General features: G+C 68.8%; 23 protein-coding genes. 12 read left to right on the top strand and 11 right to left on the bottom strand.

The annotated features are described in order from the left end of the window. Positions 1–195 precede the first annotated feature (195 nt). From QRN27_RS14470 to QRN27_RS14440, 7 genes are all read left to right on the top strand, one after another. Entirely contained in the window at positions 196–1,278 is a 1,083-nt protein-coding gene (locus tag QRN27_RS14470) for a peptidylprolyl isomerase (protein ID WP_285042824.1), read from the top strand. Further along, a complete protein-coding gene (locus QRN27_RS14465) occupies positions 1,278–4,436 on the top strand; it encodes a discoidin domain-containing protein (RefSeq protein WP_285042823.1) in 3,159 nt (1,052 codons plus the stop codon). Before QRN27_RS14470 ends, QRN27_RS14465 begins: the two co-directional genes overlap by 1 nt. A 94-nt stretch (positions 4,437–4,530) precedes the next feature. Continuing rightward, positions 4,531–5,859 (top strand): carbohydrate ABC transporter substrate-binding protein, encoded by a 1,329-nt coding sequence (locus QRN27_RS14460; protein WP_285042822.1) that lies wholly within the window; start codon positions 4,531–4,533, stop codon positions 5,857–5,859. Between the two features lie 75 nt (positions 5,860–5,934). Then, positions 5,935–6,843: a carbohydrate ABC transporter permease gene (locus QRN27_RS14455; protein WP_285042821.1), complete on the top strand. Its 909-nt coding sequence runs from the start codon at positions 5,935–5,937 to the stop codon at positions 6,841–6,843. Further along, entirely contained in the window at positions 6,843–7,793 is a 951-nt protein-coding gene (locus QRN27_RS14450; RefSeq protein ID WP_285042820.1) for a carbohydrate ABC transporter permease, read from the top strand. Before QRN27_RS14455 ends, QRN27_RS14450 begins: the two co-directional genes overlap by 1 nt. Further along, complete coding sequence (locus QRN27_RS14445; protein WP_200936462.1) at positions 7,790–7,960, top strand: DUF6903 family protein; 171 nt, start codon at positions 7,790–7,792, stop codon at positions 7,958–7,960. The genes QRN27_RS14450 and QRN27_RS14445 overlap by 4 nt, the downstream gene beginning before the upstream one ends. After that, positions 7,957–9,432, top strand: coding sequence for an alpha-L-fucosidase (locus QRN27_RS14440; RefSeq protein ID WP_285042819.1), 1,476 nt, complete (start codon positions 7,957–7,959; stop codon positions 9,430–9,432). Before QRN27_RS14445 ends, QRN27_RS14440 begins: the two co-directional genes overlap by 4 nt. A 165-nt stretch (positions 9,433–9,597) precedes the next feature. Here QRN27_RS14440 and QRN27_RS14435 read toward each other — a convergent pair whose 3' ends face one another. The 3 genes from QRN27_RS14435 to QRN27_RS14425 all read right to left on the bottom strand — a co-directional run bounded on the left by QRN27_RS14435 (position 9,598) and on the right by QRN27_RS14425 (position 11,700). Continuing rightward, on the bottom strand, positions 9,598–10,158 hold the full coding sequence (locus QRN27_RS14435; protein ID WP_285042818.1) for a hypothetical protein: 561 nt from the start codon (positions 10,156–10,158) through the stop codon (positions 9,598–9,600). Positions 10,159–10,430: 272 nt separating this feature from the next. After that, positions 10,431–10,955 (bottom strand): hypothetical protein, encoded by a 525-nt coding sequence (locus QRN27_RS14430; protein WP_285042817.1) that lies wholly within the window; start codon positions 10,953–10,955, stop codon positions 10,431–10,433. 154 nt (positions 10,956–11,109) lie between these two features. Further along, entirely contained in the window at positions 11,110–11,700 is a 591-nt protein-coding gene (locus QRN27_RS14425; RefSeq protein WP_285042816.1) for a TetR/AcrR family transcriptional regulator, read from the bottom strand. Between the two features lie 94 nt (positions 11,701–11,794). Between QRN27_RS14425 and QRN27_RS14420 the strand changes: the two genes are divergently transcribed. Beyond that, complete coding sequence (locus tag QRN27_RS14420) at positions 11,795–12,502, top strand: TetR/AcrR family transcriptional regulator (RefSeq protein ID WP_285042815.1); 708 nt, start codon at positions 11,795–11,797, stop codon at positions 12,500–12,502. A gap of 32 nt (positions 12,503–12,534) precedes the next feature. After that, on the top strand, positions 12,535–14,202 hold the full coding sequence (locus tag QRN27_RS14415; RefSeq protein ID WP_285043115.1) for an MDR family MFS transporter: 1,668 nt from the start codon (positions 12,535–12,537) through the stop codon (positions 14,200–14,202). A 71-nt stretch (positions 14,203–14,273) separates the two neighbouring features. Here the strand turns inward: QRN27_RS14415 and QRN27_RS14410 are convergent, their stop codons facing one another. From QRN27_RS14410 to QRN27_RS14395, 4 genes are read right to left on the bottom strand one after another with little or no spacing between them, the layout of a single operon-like run. After that, on the bottom strand, positions 14,274–14,825 hold the full coding sequence (locus tag QRN27_RS14410) for an SRPBCC family protein (protein WP_285042814.1): 552 nt from the start codon (positions 14,823–14,825) through the stop codon (positions 14,274–14,276). Positions 14,826–14,836: 11 nt separating this feature from the next. Further along, positions 14,837–15,349 (bottom strand): hypothetical protein, encoded by a 513-nt coding sequence (locus tag QRN27_RS14405; protein WP_285042813.1) that lies wholly within the window; start codon positions 15,347–15,349, stop codon positions 14,837–14,839. Continuing rightward, on the bottom strand, positions 15,346–16,671 hold the full coding sequence (locus QRN27_RS14400; protein ID WP_285042812.1) for a serine/threonine-protein kinase: 1,326 nt from the start codon (positions 16,669–16,671) through the stop codon (positions 15,346–15,348). The genes QRN27_RS14405 and QRN27_RS14400 overlap by 4 nt, the downstream gene beginning before the upstream one ends. Positions 16,672–16,694: 23 nt before the next feature. Then, entirely contained in the window at positions 16,695–16,955 is a 261-nt protein-coding gene (locus QRN27_RS14395; RefSeq protein ID WP_285042811.1) for a DUF6458 family protein, read from the bottom strand. A gap of 88 nt (positions 16,956–17,043) precedes the next feature. Between QRN27_RS14395 and QRN27_RS14390 the strand changes: the two genes are divergently transcribed. Continuing rightward, complete coding sequence (locus QRN27_RS14390) at positions 17,044–17,769, top strand: metalloregulator ArsR/SmtB family transcription factor (RefSeq protein ID WP_285042810.1); 726 nt, start codon at positions 17,044–17,046, stop codon at positions 17,767–17,769. Between the two features lie 7 nt (positions 17,770–17,776). On the opposite strand, the gene QRN27_RS14385 is transcribed toward QRN27_RS14390, so the two are convergent. Further along, the gene (locus tag QRN27_RS14385; protein ID WP_285042809.1) at positions 17,777–18,454 is read right to left on the bottom strand and encodes a M15 family metallopeptidase; all 678 of its coding nucleotides are present in this window, start codon (positions 18,452–18,454) and stop codon (positions 17,777–17,779) included. Between the two features lie 154 nt (positions 18,455–18,608). On the opposite strand from QRN27_RS14385, the gene QRN27_RS14380 reads away from it, so the two are divergent. Together QRN27_RS14380 and QRN27_RS14375 are read left to right on the top strand one after the other, a co-directional pair. Beyond that, entirely contained in the window at positions 18,609–19,304 is a 696-nt protein-coding gene (locus QRN27_RS14380) for a response regulator transcription factor (RefSeq protein ID WP_285042808.1), read from the top strand. Continuing rightward, positions 19,301–20,473, top strand: coding sequence for a sensor histidine kinase (locus QRN27_RS14375; protein ID WP_285042807.1), 1,173 nt, complete (start codon positions 19,301–19,303; stop codon positions 20,471–20,473). The genes QRN27_RS14380 and QRN27_RS14375 overlap by 4 nt, the downstream gene beginning before the upstream one ends. 64 nt (positions 20,474–20,537) lie before the next feature. On the opposite strand, the gene QRN27_RS14370 is transcribed toward QRN27_RS14375, so the two are convergent. The 3 genes from QRN27_RS14370 to QRN27_RS14360 form a co-directional block, all read right to left on the bottom strand. Next, entirely contained in the window at positions 20,538–20,993 is a 456-nt protein-coding gene (locus QRN27_RS14370; RefSeq protein WP_285042806.1) for a hypothetical protein, read from the bottom strand. 117 nt (positions 20,994–21,110) lie between these two features. After that, complete coding sequence (locus QRN27_RS14365; RefSeq protein WP_285042805.1) at positions 21,111–22,178, bottom strand: hypothetical protein; 1,068 nt, start codon at positions 22,176–22,178, stop codon at positions 21,111–21,113. A 36-nt stretch (positions 22,179–22,214) separates the two neighbouring features. After that, on the bottom strand, positions 22,215–22,886 hold the full coding sequence (locus QRN27_RS14360) for a FadR/GntR family transcriptional regulator (protein ID WP_285042804.1): 672 nt from the start codon (positions 22,884–22,886) through the stop codon (positions 22,215–22,217). Positions 22,887–22,979: the final 93 nt, after the last annotated feature.

Here is a 22,979-nt window from a genome sequence, read left to right as displayed (position 1 = left end):
TGCGGTCGTCTCCTCGGATCAGCGTGCAGGCTTCCACTATGGGGCATGCATGTTATGGATGCCAAGCCTGTGTTTGCCGACTATGAGCGACTTTGTAACGCTTTCGTGTCGACGATTGTTATCCGTATCATTTTCTGCCAGCATGACTCCCAACCACCGCCGACCCCGCTCCACTTCCACGGAAAGGCCGCACCGATGAACAGCACCGACGCTTCCGCTCACGGCCTCCGTGCAGCGCGCCAACGCGGTCGGCGTCGGACACGCCTGCTCCTCGCCGCCGGCGCAGCGGTCCTCGCGGGCGTCGTCGTCGCGGGGGTCGCCGTCACCGGGGCCGGAGCGGCTCCCGCGGAGCTGGGGACGATCGACGGCACCACGGTCACCCGAGACGAGCTGCTCTTCCACATGGAACGTGTCCGCCCCGCGATCGAGAACGAGGTCCTCGTCGAGACCGGCTCCGCGACCGTCGACTGGGACGCACGGCTCGGCGACACGACGGCGATCGACCGCCTGCGGGCAGCCGCCCTCGACGAGCTCGCGGCCGACCGTGTCGTCTTCGACCTCGGTCACGAGCACGGACTGCTCCCGTTCACGGACTTCGCCGGATTCGAACAAGCGCTCGCCGACACCAACACGGCCCTCGCCGCTCAGCTCGGCGAGGGGGAGGTCGTCTACGGGCTCACCTCGTTCCGCGCGCAGGAGTTCTACGGTCGGCTCCTCTCCGACGTCCGGACCAAGCTCGCCTCGGCCGTGAGCTCGGGCGACGACCCGCTCATCGACGTCTCCGAGGCGCAGGTCCGCGAGGCGTTCGAGGCGCACGCCGAGGACTGGACGCTGAACGCGAGCACCTACGCCCTCACGCGGATCGCCGTGCCACTCGATTCGACCACCGCCGAACAGTTCGCCGCCCGGCTCGCGACAGAGGGTGTCGACGCCGTCGGCAGCACCGGCGCGACGGTCTCCGCATCGACCCTCGACGGCGCCACCGGTCTCCTCGACGGCGGCTCGCGCACACCCGACCCGCGCCTGGTCGCCGAGGTCGCCACCCTGCCCGTCGGCGCGTTCAGTTCGCCCGTCGTGGAGCAGGGCGCGCACGTCGTCTACCGGGTGGACGCCGTCACCGTCGACCGCGCCGCCGCCTTCGCCGCCTATGCCAGCCGCATCCGAGCCCAGCTCGTGAACGACGCCCTCGACGCGCTCATCGCCGAGCGCGTCGCAGCCCAAGACCGCCAGATGGACAGCAACGCCCTGCACCAACTCACGATGGAGGACACGCACTGATGAACACCGCCACCCCCGCGGCGATCCCGGAACCCCGACGCAGACGTCGGAACCGGTCCGCCCACCACCCCGCACTCCGAGGGCTTGCCGCTCTCGGACTCACCGCCCTCTTCGTCACGGCCTTCGCGCCGGCGGCATCGGCGGCCCCGACCACCCCCGACACCGCCGTCCGAGCGGCCGCCGCTCCGACCGGCTGGGCCGGTGACACCCCGAACACGACGGGTGGCACGGACTACTTCGTCGACGCGACCGCCGGTGACGACGCCGCAGCAGGCACCTCGGCCGACACCGCGTGGAAGAGCTTCACGCCCGTCAACGCCAAGACGTTCGCGCCGGGCGACCGTGTCCTCCTGAAGGCCGGGGAGACGTGGTCCGACACGTCCCTGTGGCCGAAGGGTTCCGGGACCGAGGCCGCGCCCATCGTCATCGACGCCTATGGAGCCGCCGACGCGCGTCGCCCCTACATCGCGACGAACGGACAGGTCCCCAGCCCGTTCACGAGCCCGGGTGTGAAGAACCCCGAGACCGTCGGGTTGACCGGCGCCGTGATCCTCCGCAACCAGCAGTATGTGCACATCGCCAACCTCGAGGTGTCGAACGACGACGACTTCGCGACCGACATCACCACGGGCAGCTACGTCCGCGACGGTGTCTCCGTGTCGATCAACGCCGACAAGCTCGAGGCCGGTGCCGACTCGATCATGCGCGGCATCAGCGTCACGAACGTCTTCGCGCACGACATCGACGGCCCGTCCTCCTGGCAGAAGATCCACTACGCGGGCGTCAACTTCCAGGTCTTCGGTTCCCAGCAGTACACCGCGTACCCGACGGGTGGCCACCACTTCGAGGACATCAGCATCCAGGACAACACCTTCGAGAACGTCGAGCTGCACGCCGTGCAGTTCGCCTTCAACTGGTTCGGCGACCAGCAGGGTCAGACGGATGCCTCCGGCAAGTACCACGAGGGCTGGGAACAGCTCTGGGTCCGCGACCGCGACCTCTACAGCCGCGACGTGACGATCAGCCACAACTACGCCGAGAGCACCGGCCAGGGTCCGTTCCAGTTCGCGAACACCCAGCGCCTCACCGCCGAGTACAACGAGGCGAACGGCTGGCTCGAGCGCTACAACCAGGTCTCCGCGGGCCTCTACCTGTGGGCCGGTGCCGACAGCGTGATGCGCTTCAACGAGATCTACGGCGGCCCCGCCAACGAGTACGACGCGACGCCGTGGGACCTCGAGTTCACGAACTTCAACGTCGTCTACGAGCACAACTACTCGCACGACAACCAGGGCGGCTGGATGTCCTACATGGGCAACAGCTCCAACTCGATCGCCCGCTACAACCTGAGCGTCAACGACAACGGTGTGATCTTCAAGAACATGCTGTCGTCGAACTACTCGCCCACCTACATCCTCAACAACGTCTTCGTCTACGACGGCGCGGAGCTCGAGAGCTTCCACGACGAGGTGCTGAAGGACCGCGTCTACTTCGCGAACAATGTCTTCTACAACACCTCCACCTCCACGTCCACGAACTGGGCGCGGAAGGCGGGCGGCCTCGACAAGGGCGTGTTCTCGAACAACGCCTACTTCGAGGCGAGCGGCAAGCAGTCGGCCAACCAGCCGGCGGACAAGCGGGCCGTCGTCGGTGACCCGGAGTTCGTCGGGAACCCCGCCGACTACGCGAAGGACGCGGGCGTCGACGCCATCCGCGACTCCGCGTCCCTGTTCAAGCTGCGGGAGACCTCACCGCTCATCGACACCGGGCGCTACAACGAGCGCATCGGCTCCGACGACTTCTTCGGCACCGAGCTCTACTACGGTGACGGCGTCGACATCGGGCTGTACGAGGCCGCAGTCGGTGCGAAGGTCGACAACCCGGTGGACACCGACCCGATCGAGAACGAGGGCGTGGACACCCGCGTCGACCTCGCCAAGGGCAAGCCGATCGTCGCGAGCAGCACGCACCCGCACAACGACTTCGAGTTCAACGCGGGCAAGCTCGTCGACGGCGACCCGGCGACACGCTGGGCCGGTGCGGACGACGCCACCTACCCCCTGACGATCGACATCGACTTCGGTGCCGAGACGACGTTCGACGAGGTCGACCTCTCGGAGTTCACCGACTCCGGGACCGACGCCCGCGTCAACGCCTTCTCCCTCCAGCGGTGGGACGCAGCCGCCGGTGCCTGGGTGGGCTTCTCCTCCCAGACCGGGATCGGCGCGAGCAAGGTCGTGAAGGACTTCGGTTCGATCACCAGCTCGAAGCTCCGGGTGTCGCTCGAGAGTCTGGTGCCCGGCCAGGTCTACGCACCGACCCTCACCACCATCAGCGTCTTCAACGGCGCGGTCGTCGCCACCGATCCCACTGTGACCCCGACGGCGGCGGTCATGGACAAGAACGCCGCGATGGCGGAGGACCCCGACAACCTGCCGACGTTCACGGTCGACCTCGACGGTGACACCCTCACCGGTCTCCGGTACGTGCAGCCCTCCGGAGCGATCGTCGGCAGCCTCGACGACGCCGACTTCGTCCGCACCGACACGGCGGACGGCGCCACGATCACGCTCACGAATGCGTTCGCCGCCGACAAGGAGCTCGGTGCCTCCGGAGTCGTCTTCGAGTTCGGCTCGAACGCGACCGAGCGGGTCACGGTGGAGATCGTCGACACGACGGAGCTCGCGGCGTCGATCGCGACGGCGAAGGCCCTCCTCGCCTCGTCAGCGCCCGCAGCGCAGTCGGCGCGCGCCGCCGCTCCGGCGGCCGACGGCGTCGAGACGTTGACCGCGGCGATCGCCTCCGCGGAGGCCGTCCTGGCGCTCGTCAACCGCGACACCGTCGCGACCGGCAACACCGCCGTGACGAACGCCGACGTGCAGGCAGCGGTCGTCTCGCTGAACGCCGCGATCGAGGCCTTCGAGCCCGGTGGCGGCACCCCGGTCACGCCGGGTGGACCGGGCGCACCCGGCACGCCCGGCGCAGGAAGCCCCGGTACCGGTGGATCTGGCGCCACCGGTACCGGTTCCAACGGCGGATCGCTCGCGAGCACCGGCGTCGACGGCCTCGCGCCGGCAGCCGCAGGGATCCTGCTCCTGCTGGCCGGAGGAGCCGCCCTCACCCTGCGGGCCCGCCGCGCATCGGCCATGAACCGATGACGGACCGCAGCGCCCTCGCACACCCCCGTAACCGCATCACCGCTCTCCCCGCCACCCCCTGCAGCACCCACCCTCACTGGGAAGGACCCCTGTCATGAAGCACACGAGAACCGTCGGCGTCATCGCCGCGTTCGCGACGGTCGGCATGCTCGCCGGCTGCGCGGGCAACTCCGGGACGAACGGCGACGACGCCGACACCCTGAAGATCGCCGCCTTCGAAGGCGGCTACGGCTCCGAGATGTACGAGGAGGTCGTCGCGGCCTACGAGAAGCTCAACCCCGACGTGAAGATCGAGCTCACGACGAGCAAGACCCTCGCCGACGAGCTCACCCCGCAGGTCGCGGCCGGCGACTACCCCGACCTCGTCGTCCTCGGCCTCGGCGCCAAGGAGGGCTTCACGGAGTCCTTCGTCCGCGACAGCAACCTCGAAGACCTGACGAGCGTCCTCGACGCGAAGATCCCCGGCGAGGACGTCACGGTCGGCGACAAGCTGACCCCCGGCATCGTCGGCAACCTCAACACCAACCCCTACGGTGACGACGAGGTCTACCTCATGCCGATGTACGCGTCGCCCACGGGCCTCGTCTACAACCAGAAGCTGTTCGCCGACAACGGCTGGACCGTCCCCACCACGTGGGACGAGATGTTCGAACTCGGCGACGAGGCGAAGGCGAAGGGCATCTCGCTCTTCACCTATCCCACCGCCGGGTACCTCGACTCCTACTTCTTCTCGCTGCTGTCCGCGGTGGGCGGGCCGGAGTTCCTGAACGACGTCCTCACCTACAAGAAGGACGTGTGGAAGTCCGACGACGCCACCGAGGCCCTCGAACTGACGACAAAGCTCCTCAGCTACGCGGCCCCGACCACGGTCGGCTACGCCAACGGGCAGGACTTCACGAAGAACCAGCAGACCATCCTCGATGGCACCACGCTGTTCATGCCGAACGGGTCGTGGATCGCCAACGAGATGAAGGATGCCCCGCGCACCGACGGGTTCCAGTGGGGGCTCACCCCGGTCCCCGCTTCCGAGGCCGACGGCACGCGCTACCTGACGACGTTCGTCGAGTCGGCGTGGGTCCCGAAGGAGGCCACGAACAAGGACGCGGCGAAGGACTTCATCGCGTACCTGTACTCGGATGAGGCCGCTGACATCTTCGCGAAGGCCAACGCCATCCAGCCGATCCAGGGACTCCCGGAGCGACTGACCGGTGAGGCGAAGGACTTCTACGCCGTCTACAGCGAGCCCGGTGTCGAGGCCGTCGTCGGTGCCTTCGCCGCGACCAAGCCGGTCCCCGGTGTCGACCTCAAGGCCACGCTGTTCGACGCGGCCAACAGTGTCCTCTCCGGCACCACCACCCTCGAGGACTGGCAGAACCAGGTCAACGAGGCGAGCAACAAGCTCACCGACCAGCTCGCGGGCTGATCCCGACCGGTGTGCCCGTCCGATGCCCCCACATCGGACGGGCACACCACCCCCTCTTCGCAGAAAGGACGCGCCGTGGCCAGACGCTCCGTCTCCCTCAACACCCGTGGGAAGAACCGCTTCGTGCTGCTGTGCGTCGCGCCCGCGATCATCCTCTACGTGCTCTTCATGGTCGTGCCGACCTTCGACGTGTTCCGGATGTCGCTCTACAACTGGACCGGCGTCGGCGGCACCCCCACGTTCGCCGGCTTCGACAACTTCGTCGCCCTCGCCGGCGACATGCAGTTCGTGCGGGCGTTCCAGAACACCGTCTTCCTCCTCGTGGTCGTCTCCATCGTGACGATGGCCGGCGGGCTCGTGCTCGCAGGGGTCATGACGCAGGGCAAGGTGCGTGCTCGCAACCTCTACCGCTTCGTGCTCTACCTGCCGAGCGTCCTGTCGATCGTCGTCGTCGCCGCGATCTTCTCCGCCGTGTACGACCAGCAGAACGGGCTCATCAACGGCTCCCTGACCTTCCTCGGCCTCGAGTCGTTGTCGCAGGTCTGGCTCGGCGACCAGAAGATCATCATGTACAGCATCGCCTTCGCGATGGTGTGGCAGTCGCTCGGCTACTACCTCGTCCTCTACATGTCGGGCATGTCGAACATCCCGGCGGAGATCTACGAGGCCTCAGCACTCGACGGCGCAGGCCCGTTCCGGCAGTTCTTCGACGTCACGCTGCCGCTCGTCTGGGAGACGCTCCGCACCTCGCTGATCTTCTTCATCATCAGCTCGATCAACCTCGCCTTCGTCCTCGTCCGGGCCCTCACCGGCGGTGGCCCCGACGGTTCCTCCGAGGTCCTCCTCGACTACATGTACAAGCAGGCGTACACGAACTCGAGCTACGGCTACGGCATGGCCATCGGGACGGCGATCTTCCTGTTCTCATTCCTCGCGGCGCTCATCATCAGCCGTGCGACCAAGCGAGAGGTCCTCCAGTTCTGATGACCACGACCACCTCAGCCCCCGTCCCGCCGATCGTGACACCGCCGTCATCCTCGGTTCCACCAGGTCCGACCTCCCGTCAGCGTGCCCGTCGCCGCAAGCCGGTGTCGTGGATCTCGAACCTCGTCCTGATCCTCATCTCGCTCATGATCCTGGTGCCCGTGCTCTGGGTCGTCATGGCCTCCGTCAAGACCAAGGGCGAGTTCTACGGCAACCCGTGGGCGCTGCCCGAGGGACTGCACTGGCAGAACTTCGTGGACGCGTTCGTCGACGCGAACATGGGCCCCTACCTGCTCAACTCGCTCCTCGTCACCGTCGTCGGCCTGTGCTTCGTCCTGATCATCGCCGTGCCGGCCGCGTATGCGCTGGCCCGGTTCGAGTTCCGCGGCAAGTCGATCCTCGAGACGCTGCTGCTCGCCGGCCTGTTCATCAACGTGAACTACATCGTCATCCCGATCTTCCTCATGCTGCTCGGGTGGGACAAGGCGCTGCGGACGTTCATGCCGAGCGGTTTCTTCATCGACAACCTGTTCGTCCTCGGGCTCGTCTACGCGGCGACGTCGCTGCCGTTCACGATCTACCTGCTGCTCGCCTACTTCCGCACCATCCCGGTGTCCTACGAGGAGGCCGCCACGCTCGACGGCGCATCGCGGTTCCGCACGATGCGGACGGTCATGCTGCCGATGGCGATGCCGGCCATCAGCACGGCGATCCTGTTCAACTTCCTGAGCTACTGGAACGACTACATCATCTCGTTGTCGCTGATCCCGGGCGACAACAAGACCCTGCAGGTTGGGCTGCTGAACCTGTTCCAGGCGCAGCGCGCGGCCGCCGACTACGGCCGGTTGTACGCGGGTATGGTGATCGTCATCATCCCCGTCGTGATCCTGTACATCATCATCCAGAAACGTCTGTTGCAGAACGTCGGAGCCGGAGGGCTGAAGGAATGACCAAGGAACGTGTGGGAGCCGTCGTCGCGGCGGTCGTGTTCGTGAGCTGCGTGGCCGCGGTGATCATCGCCAACCAGTCGGTTGGTTGGCTGAACCTCGGGGTGATGCTCCTCGGGCTCGCCGGGTTGATCACGCTGCTCGCCCTCTACAACCGGAAGTTCCGATGAGCCGCGCGGAGGCCGACGGTTCGGCCGCACCGGTGGTCGATGCCACCGCACGCCTGGCGGAGGCGGTCGCCGTCGTGCCGTCACCGCGGCAGCTCGCGTGGCAGGGGATGGAGTTCTACGGCTTCATCCACTTCGGGGTCAACACGATGACTGACCGCGAATGGGGTGACGGCACCGAATCGCCCGCCGTGTTCGATCCGTCCGGCGTCGATGCCGAGCAGTGGGTCGCCGCAGCGAAGAGCGCCGGCATGCGCGGGCTCATCCTCACCTGCAAGCACCACGACGGGTTCGCGCTGTGGCCGACAGCCGTGAGCGACCATTCCGTCGCGTCGAGCCCGTGGCGCGATGGTGGTGGCGACCTCGTGGCAGAGGTCGCGGACGCGTGTCGCGCGGCAGGGTTGGCGTTCGGCGTCTACCTGTCGCCCTGGGATCGAGCCGAGCCGAGCTACGGCTCCGGCGACGCCTATGACGACTTCTTCGTCGCCCAGCTCACCGAACTCCTCACCGGCTACGGCGAGTTGTTCTCGGTCTGGTTCGACGGCGCGAACGGTGAGGGGCCGAACGGCAAGAAGCAGCTGTACGACTGGGACCGCTACTACGCCGTCGTCCGCGAACTCCAGCCGAACGCCGCGATCAGCGTATGCGGGCCGGACGTGCGCTGGTGCGGGAACGAGGCCGGATCGACCCGCGCGGACGAGTGGAGTGTGGTGCCGGCGTCGTTGCGTGATGCGGAGCGCACCGCCGACCGCTCGCAGCAGGTCGACGACGGGCTCTTCTCGCGGGCGGTGCAGTCCGACGAGGAGGACCTCGGGAGCCGAGCCGCGATACTCGCGACCACGGAGCCGCTCGTCTGGTACCCGGCCGAGGTCAACACCTCGATCCGTCCGGGCTGGTTCCATCACCCCGCCGAGGACGGGATGGTCCGTTCGGCCGAGGAGCTCTTCGACATCTACGAGCGCAGCGTCGGCGGCAACGCGACGTTCCTGCTCAACCTGCCCCCGACCCGCGACGGGGTGATCGCGGAGCCCGACCTCGAGAGCCTCGCCGGACTCGGCCGACTGATCGACGACCTGGAGCGGAACGACGTCGCGGGTTCCGCGCTGCTCACGATGTCGAGCGCGCCGGTGCCGACCACCTCGATCACGGGGACCGGGTCGCAGCTGGACGTGGTGACGTGGCGCCCGGACGACGACGATCCCCTGCCGACCCTGCGGTTCCGATGGGACCGACCGCAGCCGGTGTCCGGAGTGAGTGTGCGGGAGGCGATCGCACATGGCCAGGTGGTCGAAGGGGTCGAGGTCTCGGCGCTGGATACCGACGGTGTGCCGCGGGTGCTCGCTTCGGCGGCGACCGTCGGTGCTCAGCGGATCCTCCGGTTCGACGCGGTCGAGACGACCGAGTTGCGCGTGACGATCACCGCATCCCGAGCGCAGCCGCACCTCGCGCGGATCTCGGTCTTCACCGCCTCCTGACGGTCTTCCTCCAACGGTCTGCGTCAGCGTGTTGTGCCGGCGCGGTGCGCTGGCGTGAGCGCGGTGTTGCGGGCGCGGGCCTGCCCCGGTGACGTGAGCGCGGGCCTCCGGAGCGTTGCGCTCACGCCGCCGGGGCGCGCTCACGGCGGTGAATCGGTGCCGGGTTCAGCAGCCGATGGTGGGTTTACCGGGTCGGCAGGGTTTGTCGACGCCGACGGTCGCGTTGCGGACGATCTGGATGGGGTGCGGAGTGTCCGAGGGGATGGTCAGGGTTCCGATCACGGGAAGCCAGCCACTGTCGCCGACCCGGTACTCGGCCGCGTACTCGACCTCCACGGTGATCGTCTTGGACCCGACGGTCGTGTACCGGTGACTGGTCGGGGTCTTGGAGAACTCGGGGAGTCCGAGGGACGCCCAGGTCGCTCCGCCGGTGCTGCTGGTGGCGGTGGTGCCGTCGCCGTAGTCGATGGTGAACCCGACGGGGATGAAGTTCACCTCCGCCGTCTGTCCGAGGAGGGTGCCCGAGCGGGTGTGGCCTGATGCACCGGCGATCACGTTGGTGTGCAGCCCGCGCACACCCCAGCCCCCCGGTTCGGTGGTGATGGTCGGGGCGGCGGGCGCGAAGCTGATGAGGTCCCGGATGGTGACCGGTTGAGCGGCGGGTGTGGGTTCGAAGCCGGGGATCAGTTCGCCAGGGGTGATCGTGTAGCAGTCGTCGGGACGCACGAGACTGCATACAGTGCGTTCGCCGTTGGGTCCGTCGGTGACGCCGGGCGGGAGCTCGGTCGAACCGCCACCGCTGTCACCACCGCCTGAGCCACCGGAGCCCCCACCCCCGGTCCCGGGCCGCTCCACGCTGCCACCAATGTCGACCGAACCGCTCCCGATGCAAGCACCTTCCAGTTGGCCCTCCGATCCGCAGGAGGCGGCGATCGCCACGTTTGCGGGCGCGAGCGTGAGTGCTACCACCAGGGCTGTTGCGGCTGCGAGAGCGCACCTCAGATTTCGCATGACTCTCCTTCGGCGACCGCAACGTGGTTCATGAGGACGAGTTCGGTTTGCTCCTTGTTACCCGTGCCCACGTCGTAGGCCCATGTGCGAGTCCGAGGGCGGTCAGGTCGCACCGTGGAGTTGCCAGCGGCGTCAAGAACATCGACAGTGCTGAGATCGATGCAAGACTTCGCCTTCGCGATGACGCCGAGGGAGTCCGGGCTGGAGTACCACTCTGAGAGGTGCGTCGAGATCAGTGTCGGCGCTCCGACCATGGTCTTTCCGGCGGTAGCGAGTTCGACGAGGCTTCCGTGTTCGAACTCAGCGAGCTCCTTCCCAACGATGACGTCGATCCGTTGGACCTCCAGGCCTCCATCCAGAAGGATTGCATTCGAGATCCGCATGTACTCCTGGTACGTCTCCGTCACCGCGCTCAGCGCCTCCTCCTCACTGGCGAACACCGGCGGGGCGCTGCTCGGCGGCGGCGCGGGATCCGGGCCGGAGCACGCCGTCAGGGCGAGCAGGCCCGCCACGAGAGCGAAAGCGGAATGGGTGCGGGGACGTGGAGCGACTGGCATCCCTCGACGCTAGGCGCGGCCGGAACCCGTCCCAGGGTTATCCACAGAGCAGATATGCCTACACCGACATATGTCTCGCCTCGGCGGGAGTCGGTCAGCCCGAACCGGTCTAGCGACGACCGAGCCACCAGGCGGGGGAGGCGGCGATGACGGTGCGGGCGGCGGCGTCGATGTCGTCGAGTTCGCCGGTGCGGAGCCACTCCTCGATCGCCGCGACCGTGCCAGCACCGGCGTAGGCGACGAGCATCCGCACGTGGCGTTCGGGGTCGATGCCGTCCTCGCGCGGCGGGGCGATCTGCGGGTGACGGTCGAGATGGTGACGGAGCGCCGCCTCGATCCGTGCGGTGAGCGCATCGCGGAGGGGACCGACGAGGCGGGGCTGCATCGCGTTGCGATAGATCGTCGCGTGCTCGGCCACGTGCCGCAGGAGTTCGCGTTCCGACTCGTCGAAGACGCTCAGCTCGGAGCCGCTCTCCGCCGGGAGGTCCGCATGTGCACGGAGCGTGTCGTCCAGTTCCTCGCCGAGCACGTCGGCGAGCAGGTGGACGGGCGTCGGCGCGTGCCGGTAGAAGGTGTCGCGGGTGATCCCGGCCGCTCGAGCGACATCCGCGACCGTCACCTGGTCGATGCGGCCCTCCGTCGCGAGCGTGTGGATCGCCTCGCGGAGGGCGCGACGGGTGCGTGCCTGGCGGGGGTCCATCCGCTCACTCTAGTGAGCGCGGCTGCGAGCTCGTCCGGGGCTGGAAGAGAGCGACTTGCACCCTGGGGTGGAGAGTGCAATACTGCACTTCGTGATGCAGAGTGCAACTTCGACGAATCGGCTGTCTGAGCGGATGGCCGCGACCGCCACACGCCTGACGACGGTGTCCCGACGACTCACAGCGGCCCAGGGCCTCAACGGATTCACCATCGAGGAACTCTGTGAGGAGGTCGGCGTCTCGCGCCGCACCTTCTTCAACTACTTCCCGAGCAAGGAGGACGCGGTCCTCGGCATCGACGAGTCCGAGGAGAGCGAGCGGTTCGCCACCGAGTTCCTCGCCCTGGGCTCGCGGGGGTGGCGCGCCGTGCTCGACGACTTCATGCTCATCGCGGCCGCCCATGCGGAGCGGTCCGGATTCGGCCTCGCCGAGCACGTCGACTTCCACGCCGCCCTCGAGCGCGAACCCAAGCTGCTGGTCCGCTTCATGGGCCTGAACCGCGAGCGCGAGCAGATGCTCGTCGAGCTCATCGCCCTGCGGGAAGGCGTCCCGACGGACGACCCGCGTGCCCGTGCCTGCGCCGACCTCTTCGGGATGGCGATCAAGACGACCATGGCGCGCGTGTTCGGCAGCGGCGTCCCCGACCTCGGCGAGGGCGGGGAGTTCGACATCGTCGGCTCCATCCGCGACTGCCTCGCGACGTACCGCGCCGTACTCGAACCCACCGATCCCGACGGCGACGACCTCGACGTCGCACCCCAGAACCCCCACACCGACCCCACTCCCCGAAAGGACCTCCCGTGACCGCCGCCACCGCCGCGCCCACCGAGGGCCCGATGCTGCTCACCAAGCGCCGCATCTGGATCATCTTCGCCGCCCTCATCGCGGGCATGCTGCTCTCCAGCCTCGACCAGACGATCGTCTCGACCGCCATGCCGACGATCGTCGGACAGCTGGGTGGCGTCGACCACCAGGTCTGGCTCACCACCGCCTACCTGCTGGCGACCACCGTCGTCATGCCCGTGTACGGCAAGTTCGGTGATGTCCTCGGCCGCCGACGGCTGTTCCTCGTCGCGATCGCGCTGTTCACCATCGCGTCCATCGGCTGCGCCTTCGCCGGCGACTTCACCCAGCTCATCGTCTGGCGCGCCGTCCAGGGCCTCGGCGGCGGCGGGCTCATGATCCTGTCGCAGGCGATCATCGCCGACATCGTCCCGGCCTCCGAGCGCGGCAAGTATCTCGGCCCGCTCGGCGCTGTCTTCGGTCTCTCCGCCGTGGGTGGCCCGCTCCTCGGTGGCTTCTTCGTCGACCACCTCACCTGGCAGTGGGCGTTCTACATCAACATCCCGGTCGGTATCGCCGCCTTCGCGATCGCGTTCTTCACCCTGAAGCTGCCGAACAAGAAGGCAACGGCCCCGATCGACATCCTCGGCGTGATCTTCCTCTCGGCCTTCACCACCTGCCTGATCTTCTTCACCGACTTCGGTGGCGACGAGGCGCACGGCTGGGGCGCCATCGAGACCTGGTTGTTCGGCATCGGCATGCTGGTCGCCGCCCTGCTCTTCGTCATCACCGAGGCGCGCGCGAAGGACCCGATCATCCCGCTGTCGCTCTTCAAGAACCCGACGTTCATCAACGCGACCGCGATCGGCCTCACCCTCGGGCTCGGCATGTTCTCGGCGATCGGCTTCGTGCCGACCTTCCTCCAGATGTCGTCCGGCACCTCCGCAGCCGCATCGGGTCTCCTCATGATCCCGATGATGGTCGGCCTCATCGGCACGTCGATCGTGTCGGGCAACCTGATCACCAAGACCGGTCGCTACCGCATGTTCCCGGTCATCGGGACGCTCGTCACGGCGGCGTCCATGATCGCGTTCACGACGCTCACGGCCGACACCCCGATCTGGCTCATCTGCGTGTTCCTCTTCTTCTTCGGTGCGGGCCTCGGCCTGATCATGCAGGTCGTCGTCCTCGTGGCGCAGAACTCGGTCGACGCGTCGATGGTCGGTACGGCGACGAGCACGAACAACTACTTCCGCGAGGTCGGTGCGTCGCTCGGTGTCGCCGTGTTCGGCACGATCTTCACCACGCGCCTGACCTCGAACCTGCGGGACGTCTTCGCCGGTTCGGGTGCGAGCCCCGACGAGGCGTCCAGTGCGGCGTCGACGATCGATCCGCAGACGCTCAGCCAGCTCCCGCCCGGCGTCCGCGACGGCGTCGTGACCGCGTACGCCGACGCGCTCGCCCCGGTGTTCTGGTACCTGCTGCCGTTCATCGGTGCGGCGTTCCTGCTCTCGCTGCTGCTCAAGCAGATCCCGCTCTCCGACGTCGCCGGGCTCGTCGCCCGCGGCGAGGCGCTCGGTGGCGAGGAGGCGGAGTCCCTCGAAGCGGCCGCCCGCGGTAAGGCGACGGCGTCCGCCGCCGCCGGCACGACGACGGACCCGTCGAGTGGCGCCGACGGTTCGGTGACGACGACCACCGCGTCCGAGTCGCGCGAGCGATAGCCGCAACCGGTCATATGACGACGGCCCCGGGACCTGTGAGGTCCCGGGGTCGTCTGGCGTGCGGCCGACGCCTAGCCCTTCGGCGAGACGACCTTGATCCGGGAGTGACCCGAGGGGCCGCCGGTCGACTCGATGTAGGTCTTGAACGCGTCGAGCGTCCCGCGGACGGCTCGCCCGGCGAGCCCGAGCGCCGCAGCGGTCCGTTCCACCGCGGTCACCGGCTTCCAGTGCACCGTGACGTCCACGCGGGTCTGCTGCTTGTCGATCGCGTCGAAGGTCGCGTCGCCACTGAACCAGACGTCGCCCTCGATGGTGCGCCAGACCAGACGCTCCTCGGGAAGCTGCTCCAGGATCTCGACGAGGAACTGCCGCGAGAGTTTGCTGATCGCGACGGTCCAGCGACTGTAGACCTCGCCGGTCGTCGTCACCTCGCGCACCGCCGGGAGGAACTCCGGGTACGACTCGAAGTCGACCCACTGCTTGTAGACGGCGGCGATGGGGAGATCGACGACGACGCTGTGCTGCACGGTCGACACCCCGTCGCGCTCCCGACGGTTGCGTTTCGCCGACTGCTCATCGTCCGGCCCGGTGCCGGGCTCGTCGTCCGCTGCTGCTGCTGACATCCCTCGTCGTCTCATTTGTCCTTCTTGCCGTTCCCGTTGCCGTTGCCGTTGTTGCCCTTGTCGCCGTTCTTGCCGCCGTCGTTCCCGTTTCCGTTCCCGTTCCCGGGGCCACCATCGTCGCCTGGCTCGTCCGCGCCGTCGTCCACCGGGGCGGCGGGCTCCACCGGCTCGACCGAGCTGGGCGTGGGCGTGGGCGTCGGTGTGGGTGCCGGTGTCTCGACGACGGGAGAGAGGTCGGCCCTGACGGTGGCGATGGCCGCGCGGATGTCCGTCAGCCGACTCGCGGAGACGGAGCCGTCCGCTTCCGCCTCGGCCACTCGTGCCTCGAGGGCGTCCAACGCGGCGACGGCACGTGCGGTGTCGCCCGCGGCGGCGGCATCGGCAACCGCGACGACCCCCTGTTGCAGTTCGCGACCGGTGTCCGCGTCGAGCCCCGTGTTCGGCGTCGCGCAGCCGCTGAGCAGCGCTACGACGAGCAGGGGAGCAGCGAAGAGCACCCGAGCGCGGTTCTTCGATCGGGTCATGGGGTCACCTCCCGCATCAGCTCGTCCAGGTGCGTCGACAGCGGATCCGGCAACTCCGGCAGGGCCGGCACAGAAGGTTGCGCCGACGAGACGAGCAACCACACGAGGGCGGCAGCCGCCACGAGGAGGATCACGCCGAGGAGCACCCAGACCCGGATCGTTCGCGAACGCCGCTCGACGGCGGCGCGTCGAGCGCGTTCGTCGACCCGACGCGTCGAACGTGGGGAATCACCGAGCACGGTCGTCGTGGAGAGCCCCTCGTCGGCGCGCGATCGGGTCGGGAGCACCAGCGTGGGATCGACGGCCGGGCCCTGCGTGTCGAACCGTTCCGTCGTCGCCGTGGGAGCCGCGGCATCGAACCGCTCCGTCGTCGCCGTCGGAGCCGCCGTCATCGCGGTGGCTGGAGTGGCCGCATCCGTCGACGCCGACCCGGCCGACATCGCCATCGTCGCGGTCACCGGGTCCGTCGCCTGGTCGGGCAGCGGGCCGAGGTCGCGCGCGGCCACGGCGACCTCGAGCGCCGTCGGGCGCGCGGCCGGATCCGACGCGGTCATCGCCGTCAGCAGGGACTTCCACTGGTACCCGAGTGTCCCGGGGATCGTCGGCGACGCGTTCAAGCGCGCCATCAGGGATTCATGGGTGCTCGTCTGCGGGTAGGCGCGGCGGCCCGTCAGCGCTTCGAGGAGGACCAACCCGAGGGCGTAGACGTCGGCGGGTGTGGCCGGATCGGCGCCCCGGACGAGTTCGGGACTGAGGTACGCGACGGTGCCCATCAGAGAGCCGGGTGCGGTCATGCGGGTGCTGTCGATGAGGTGCGCGATGCCGAAGTCGGCGAGCTTCGCGCGATACTCCTGGTGCGGGAGGACCGATCGGCGCAACAGCACGTTCGACGGCTTGATGTCGCGGTGCACGACCCTGGCGGCGTGCACGGTGTGCAGCGCCTCCGCGAGGTCGACCGCCATCGCAGCGACCTCAGGTGACGGCAGCGGCGATCGGCTGATGCGCTGCGACAGCGTCGGTCCGTCGACGTACTCCATGACGAGGTAGGAACCGTCACCGGAGACGACGCGCGCGTCGAAGAGGGTGACGAGCGCGTGATGGTTGAGCGATGCCAGCAGACGCGTCTCCGAGGCGGTCCGCGCTCCCAACGAGGCGTCGGTCGTGCCGGGGCGGAACAGCTTCACCGCGACCTGACGCCCGAGGGTCTCGTCGGTCGCGAGGTGGACGGTCGCCATGCCGCCGGATCCGATGCGCGCTCCCAGGCGGTAGCGTCCGTCCAAGAGGTCGCCGGTGCGCGGGTCGTCGACGCCGGGTTCGGTCATGGGTGGTGCGGTCGGCCCGGTCCTCAGAGGACGGGACCGTCGTTGTCGGTGGTGCTCCGGCGGGTCACGCGCTCACCGCTGTTCGGGTCGACGGCGGAACGCGTCGTCGACGACACCTGGCGGTGACGCAGCACGAGGATGAGCGAGATGAGGAACACGACTGCGCCGGCTGCCATGAGGATGTACCCGATGAGCGTGAGGTCCACGGCGGGGACGTCGACGTTGACGGCGAAGGCGAGAATGGCTCCGATGACGACCAGGGCGATTCCGGTTCCGATACCCATGACAAGCTCCTTCTCCAGGTGACCCGGGCGTCGAGCGGGCGTGCTCGAGCGTGACCGACGGGTGACTCAGCCTATTATTGAGTCAATCGTGGTTGAGTCAACGGGGGTTGTGTCGGTGGAGTCGCTGGCGGTAAGGGCGTCGAAGTTCGCCGCGCTCGCCGAGCCGGCCCGCCTGCGCATCGTGGACCTCCTCGCCTTGGGCGACCTGTCGCCGACGGAGATCCAGGCGGCACTCGGGATGAGCTCGAACCTCGTCGCCCATCACCTGAGCGTCCTGCAGAAGGCGGGGATCCTCTCGCGGTCGCGGTCGGAGTCCGATGGCCGTCGCAACTACGTCCGCCTTGTCCCCGGCGCCTTCGACCGCCTCGCACCGGAACCGATCAGCGTCCCGAGCCGCGTGGTCTTCGTCTGCACGGCCAACTCCGCACGGTCCCGGATGGCCGAGGCGCTCTGGCTGGACCGCAGCAGCGTGCCGGTCGCCTCCGCGGGCAGTCGCCCCGGCGACCAGGTGAACCCGGGAGCGGTGCGGGCGGCAGCGCGACACGGCATCCGGATCGGTTCGCAGCACCCACGCGGCACGCAGGACGTGCTCCAGCCGGACGACTTCATCATCACCGTCTGCAACCGGGCGCACGAGGAACTCGCCGGGCGCGACGACCTGCACTGGTCCGTCCCCGACCCCGCCCTGTCGGCCACCGAAGAGGCGTTCGACGAGGCGTTCCGGGACCTCCGGATCCGGGTCGATGAGTTCGTCAGCCGACTGGCACCGCTGCCTCCGGAGCCCCGCGTAGAGTCGCTGGACCGGCCGGCCTGACGGCGGCTCAGCCAGCGTCGGGGAGGAGCTCCGGGCAGTCGCCGCCCGGGGTGGTGGCCAGTTCGAAGTGCCAGATCTCGTTCGCGTAGGTCTGGCAGAGGCCGAACGCGGAACCGTGCTCGATGAGCCAGTAGTCGGCGTCCGTGGCACCGATGTCGACGGCGGCTCCGCGGGTGTGCGAGGAACCCTCCGGGGTGGCGACGACCTGCCGGGCCGCCTCCTCGCTGCCGTAGCGCAGGATCGCCTCGTCGAGCAGATGCTGCTGGTAGGCCGTGCTCCGCCATCCCGAGCTGATGAACAGCGTGATGTCGTCTTCCGCCGCTGCGTCGGTCGCCTGACGGACCGCCTCGAGGAGGTCCGGTTCGAGGTTCGCGATGCCGGGCAGCTCGACGTCGTCCGCAGTGAAGCGGTTCTCTTCGAGTACGCCGTCGGCGGTCCCGAACCCGCCGTCCGCCACGGTCGTGCCGTCGTCCGGATCGGGCTGCCCGGCCGAGGACGTGATCGCACGCGTGATCGCGGGCGCGACGCCGGTGCACGCGACCAGGGCGATCGCGGCGGCGAGGGCGACGGCGGAGACCGCGAGGACGGTGACGGCCCGGTTCGCGGTGCGCCGGCCAGCTGCAGGCCGTCGCGTCGCGTGCAGTCGCCGCGGGTGGCGCCGCTGGTCGAAGTCCTGGTGTCGCATGATTCCTCCTCCACGGATCGCCGCGGATCGGCGTCCGGTGATCGGGCCCCAGTCCAGTCGCTCGGGGGTCTCGTGGGCGTCGGGCGATCGCCAGACGGTTCCGAAACATCCGGCCGCCTACGATCGACACGACGCCCAGACGACCGGAGGTTCCATGCGTGTCTTGATCGCCGAGGACGAGCAGTACCTGGCCGAGAGCATCCTCGAGGGGCTGCAGCACGAGGGGCTCGCCGCCGACCTCGTGTTCGACGGCGATGCCGCGCTCGAACGGCTCGCCGTGAACAGCTACGACGTCGTCGTCCTCGACCGCGACCTCCCCGGCACGCACGGTGACGACGTCTGTCGCTGGATCGTTGCGCAGGAACTGCCCTGCCGGGTCCTCATGCTCACCGCCGCCGCCGAGCTCGACGACAAGGAGAGCGGGTTCGAGATCGGCGCCGACGACTACCTGACGAAACCGTTCGAGCTGCGCGAGCTGGTGCTCCGACTGCGCTCGCTGGCTCGTCGGCCTGCCGCGTCCCTGCCGCCCGTCCTCGAATACGCGGGGGTGCGGCTCGACCCGTTCCGCCGTGAGGTGTACCGCGACGGGCGGTACGTGCGCCTGGCGAAGAAGCAGTTCGCCGTGCTGGAGATCCTCCTCGCAGCGAAGGGTGGCGTCGTGAGCGCTGAAGACCTGCTCGAACAGGCCTGGGACGAGCACGCCGACCCGTTCACGAACGCCGTGCGGGTGACGATGTCGACGCTGCGGAAGGTCCTCGGCGAGCCGTGGGTCATCCACACCGTGCCGGGCGTCGGGTACCGGGTGCTCCCGCCGGGCGAGGACGAGCGCACGAGGGTGGACGCAGAATGACCACCGAGTCGCCCGCTCGACCGGTCTCGTCCCGTCCGACGCGCATCACCGCCCGCGTCAAGCTCACCGCGACGTATGCCGCCTTCACCGTCGTCACGGGCCTCGTCGCGCTGATCGTCATCAACGTCATCATCTGGCGCTTCCCCGACTACCCGATCGCGCCGGCCGCCGATCCGGAGCAGTTGTCCGGCATCACCCGTGGCGAGATCCGCGACTCGCTCATCAACTACTCGATGCTCGCGCTCATCGCGATGGCCGTGATCGGCACCGGTGTCGGCTGGATCGTCGCCGGTCGGGTCCTGCGGCCGCTGCGCGACCTCAACGACGCGGTGCGGGCTGCCGCGGCGGGCTCGCTCGACCACCGCATCGCGATGACGGGTCCGCGCGACGAGTTCCGCGAACTCGCCGACCGCTTCGACGACATGCTCGCGCGCCTGGAGCAGTCGTTCCTCACGCAGAAGCGCTTCGCGGCCAATGCCTCGCACGAGCTGCGCACGCCGCTCGCGACCATGAAGATGCTCATCGAGGTGGCGCAGGCCGATCCGGAGGGCCGTGACGTCGACCGCGCGCTCCGGCGACTGCACGAGACGAACGAGCGGGGGATCGCGATCGTGGAAGCCCTGTTGCAGCTGAACCAGCTCGACCGCCGTCCGCTCACGACCTCGCCCGTCGACCTGGCGGCGGTGGCCCGGGACGCGTCGCAGCTCGTCGCACCGGACGTCGCCCACGCCGGCGTCACGATCTCCTCGACCCTCCGGAGCACCGCCGTGCTCGGCAATCGCGTGCTCCTCCAGCAGCTGCTGACGAACCTGCTGTCGAACGCCGTGCGGTACAACAGCGGTCCGGGCGGATGGGTCTCGGTGTGGGTGGGCGGCGATCCGCAGGCCGACCCGTCCGCGGCCGACCACGCGGTCGTGGTCGTCAGCAACTCAGGACCGTTGCTCGGCGACGACGAGGTCGCTCGATTCGTCGAGCCGTTCGATCGCCGCGACGCCAGGATCGCGCGCACCGCCGGGGCCGACCGGGGCAACGGGCTCGGGCTGACGCTCGGTGCGCGGATCGTCGAACTGCACGGAGGTTCGCTGCGCCTCGCGCCGCTGCCGGCCGGCGGGCTCGAAGTGACGGTGCTGCTGCCCGCCGTGCACGCTCCCGAGCCGGACGACGCCTGACCCCGGGACGACGAGACGGCCGACCGATCGACGGATCGGTCGGCCGTCCCGGCCGGAGCGGTCGTCACTGCACGGCGCAGGCCCTGGCCTCGTCGAACAGGTCCTCCGGCAGGTCCCACACGCCGTTCGCGTCGGGGTCCGGGACGTCGAACCCCTGGTCGCGCAGGCACTGGGCGCGGAGCCGCAGTTCGTCGGAGATCTCGCCCCGGGTGGGCTGATCGGGGTTGGCCGGCGGTGGGCCGAGTTCCGTGCTGCAGGCGTCGTAGGCCTGGTTCATCGCGTCGCTGCCGTCGAGGGTGATCGCCGTGCCGGGTTCCGGGTCCACGACGTCGACCCCGTGGTCGCGCAGGCAACCCGCGAGGGAGATCGTGTAGTCGTCGAACGCCTGGGCGTAGGCGTCGGCGGTCGACGGCGACCCGCCACCGCCGGACGGTGCGTCCGACGTCCCGGAGCAGGCGGTGAGCCCCAGCATGAGGGCGAGGACGGGGACGGCGAAGCCGAAGGCGGCGGATCTGCGCATGGGATGGTCCTTTCTGACGAGTGACCGGGGTCGGTCACCCAGCCATCCCAGCAACCGGCCTGTTCCGTCCTCGTCTGTCGATCACCAGACGTCGTCGACATGCGCGCGGACCAGGGGTCAGTTCATGCGCATGACGATCCAGAGGATCACCGTTCCGACGACGAACACGATGGGGATCCACGTGCCGGATCGTCGCAACCTGCGGCCGGACGGAGCGACCCCCGGCGGCGGCTTGAGGAGTCCGAGTGCGGGGGAGCCGGCCTGAGCGCCTGGCGCAGACGAGTGCTCCAGCCCTCCTGGTGACTGCGGCTGGAGGCGGTCGTCCCGCCACCGCGCCCACTGGTCCAACTTCGTCATCAGCGCGTCGACGACGCTGAACAGCCAGGCCCAGGTGTCGGGATCGAGCGTCGACACCTCTCGTTTCGTGTAGAGGAACAGCCAGTCGTCGATGATCTCGACGTCGAGTTGGGCGGCGTGGTCGATGAACCGCGCCATGATGTCCGGGGTGAACAGGTACAGGGCGTCCCGTTCGTAGCCGGCGGGGCAGTAGAGCGTGAAGTGCTGGTCGAAGTCGCCTTCCAGGGACAACCGCTGCGCTCGTTGGAACGCCGCCGGGAGGTTCGAGCCGAACCCGTTGTTGCCGATCGCATCGAGCACGATGTTCGGCAGGGGGACGTCGAGCTTCACCGCGACGTACCCCCAGTGGTGCGTCGTCGAGCTCTTCCCGTGGCGGACCGTGTACCGGTAGTTGCCGAACTCCACGGGGCGGGGACGATCGCCCCGCAGCACGTCGGTGGCCTGCCGCGACGATCCGATCCCGAAGATCATGCCGGGGAACGGCGGGTAGCTGAGGTCGGCGGTGTAGGTCATCCCGTTGGCTGCGGCGAACTGGGAGAGGCGGAAGCGCTTGATGCGCCTCGTGCGCCAGGAGAGGACCGCGATCACTGCGACGGCGGCGGCCGCGAGGAGTCCGATCCCGAGCATCGGTGTCGGGCCGGAGCCGCCTCGTGAGGACGAGGACACCGTTCCCAACAGGACGAACCCGGCGACGACGACCACGACGACTCCCGCGATCAGGCCGATGAACAGCCGCGCGGAGGGCGCGCGGTGGTACGCGGGCGCCTTCGCCATGGCCTCGCCGTCGATGGGATCGATGAGCGCTCGGGTGTCGATCGTGCCGTCCATGCCCACACGCTACCCGCCCCGGGTCGCAGGCCTCGGTCACATCGAGCGGCGGAGCCAGCTCTCCACGCCGCTCACGTGCACCGTCACGAGGGACCGGGTGAGTTCGATGTCGCGTCGCTCGAGGGCGTCGACGATCGCGTGGTGCTCCTGCAGGGTGCGGGCGACGGCCTTCTCCTCGGTGAGGCCGCGCCAGATGCGGGCGCGGACCGTCTTGCTGCCGAGGGCGGCGAGCAGGCTCGCGAGGTAGGCGTTGCCGCTCAGCTCGATGACGCGCGCGTGGAACTGGAGATCGTGCGCGACGAGGTCCTCGACCGTGGTCGACTCGTCCACCTCGTCGACCATCGCGCGCAGTTCGGCGATCTTCGCTTCGTCGAGGTGCTGGATCGCCATCACCGACGCGGACGGTTCGAGGATCCGGCGCACCTCGAACATCTCGATGAGGGAGCCGTCGGCGTGCATGTCGATGACGAACGACATCGCCTCGTGCAGCAGGCTCGGCTCGAGCGTCGTGACGTAGGTGCCGTCGCCGCGACGCACGTCGAGCACGCGGATGAGTTCCAGTGCCTTCACGGCCTCGCGGAGCGAGCTGCGCGACAGCCCGAGCGTCTCGCTGAGTTCCTTCTCCGGTGGGAGCCGCTGCCCGGGCTTGAGATCGCCCGTCACGATCATCGCCTGGATCCTCGCGATCGCCTCGTCGGTGACTGCCATGGAGACCCCCTGCTCGTGCGTGGCGGTCGCCGGTCGCACCACCTCGCGCCATGATACATCCGACGTTTCGCGTGGCCGGGCCCGGCTACTGGT

The organism is Plantibacter sp. LMC-P-059a, assembly GCF_030209505.1.
In the GTDB taxonomy this organism is placed as follows: Bacteria; Actinomycetota; Actinomycetes; order Actinomycetales; family Microbacteriaceae; genus Plantibacter.
This window is presented reverse-complemented; position numbering and strand designations above follow the sequence as displayed.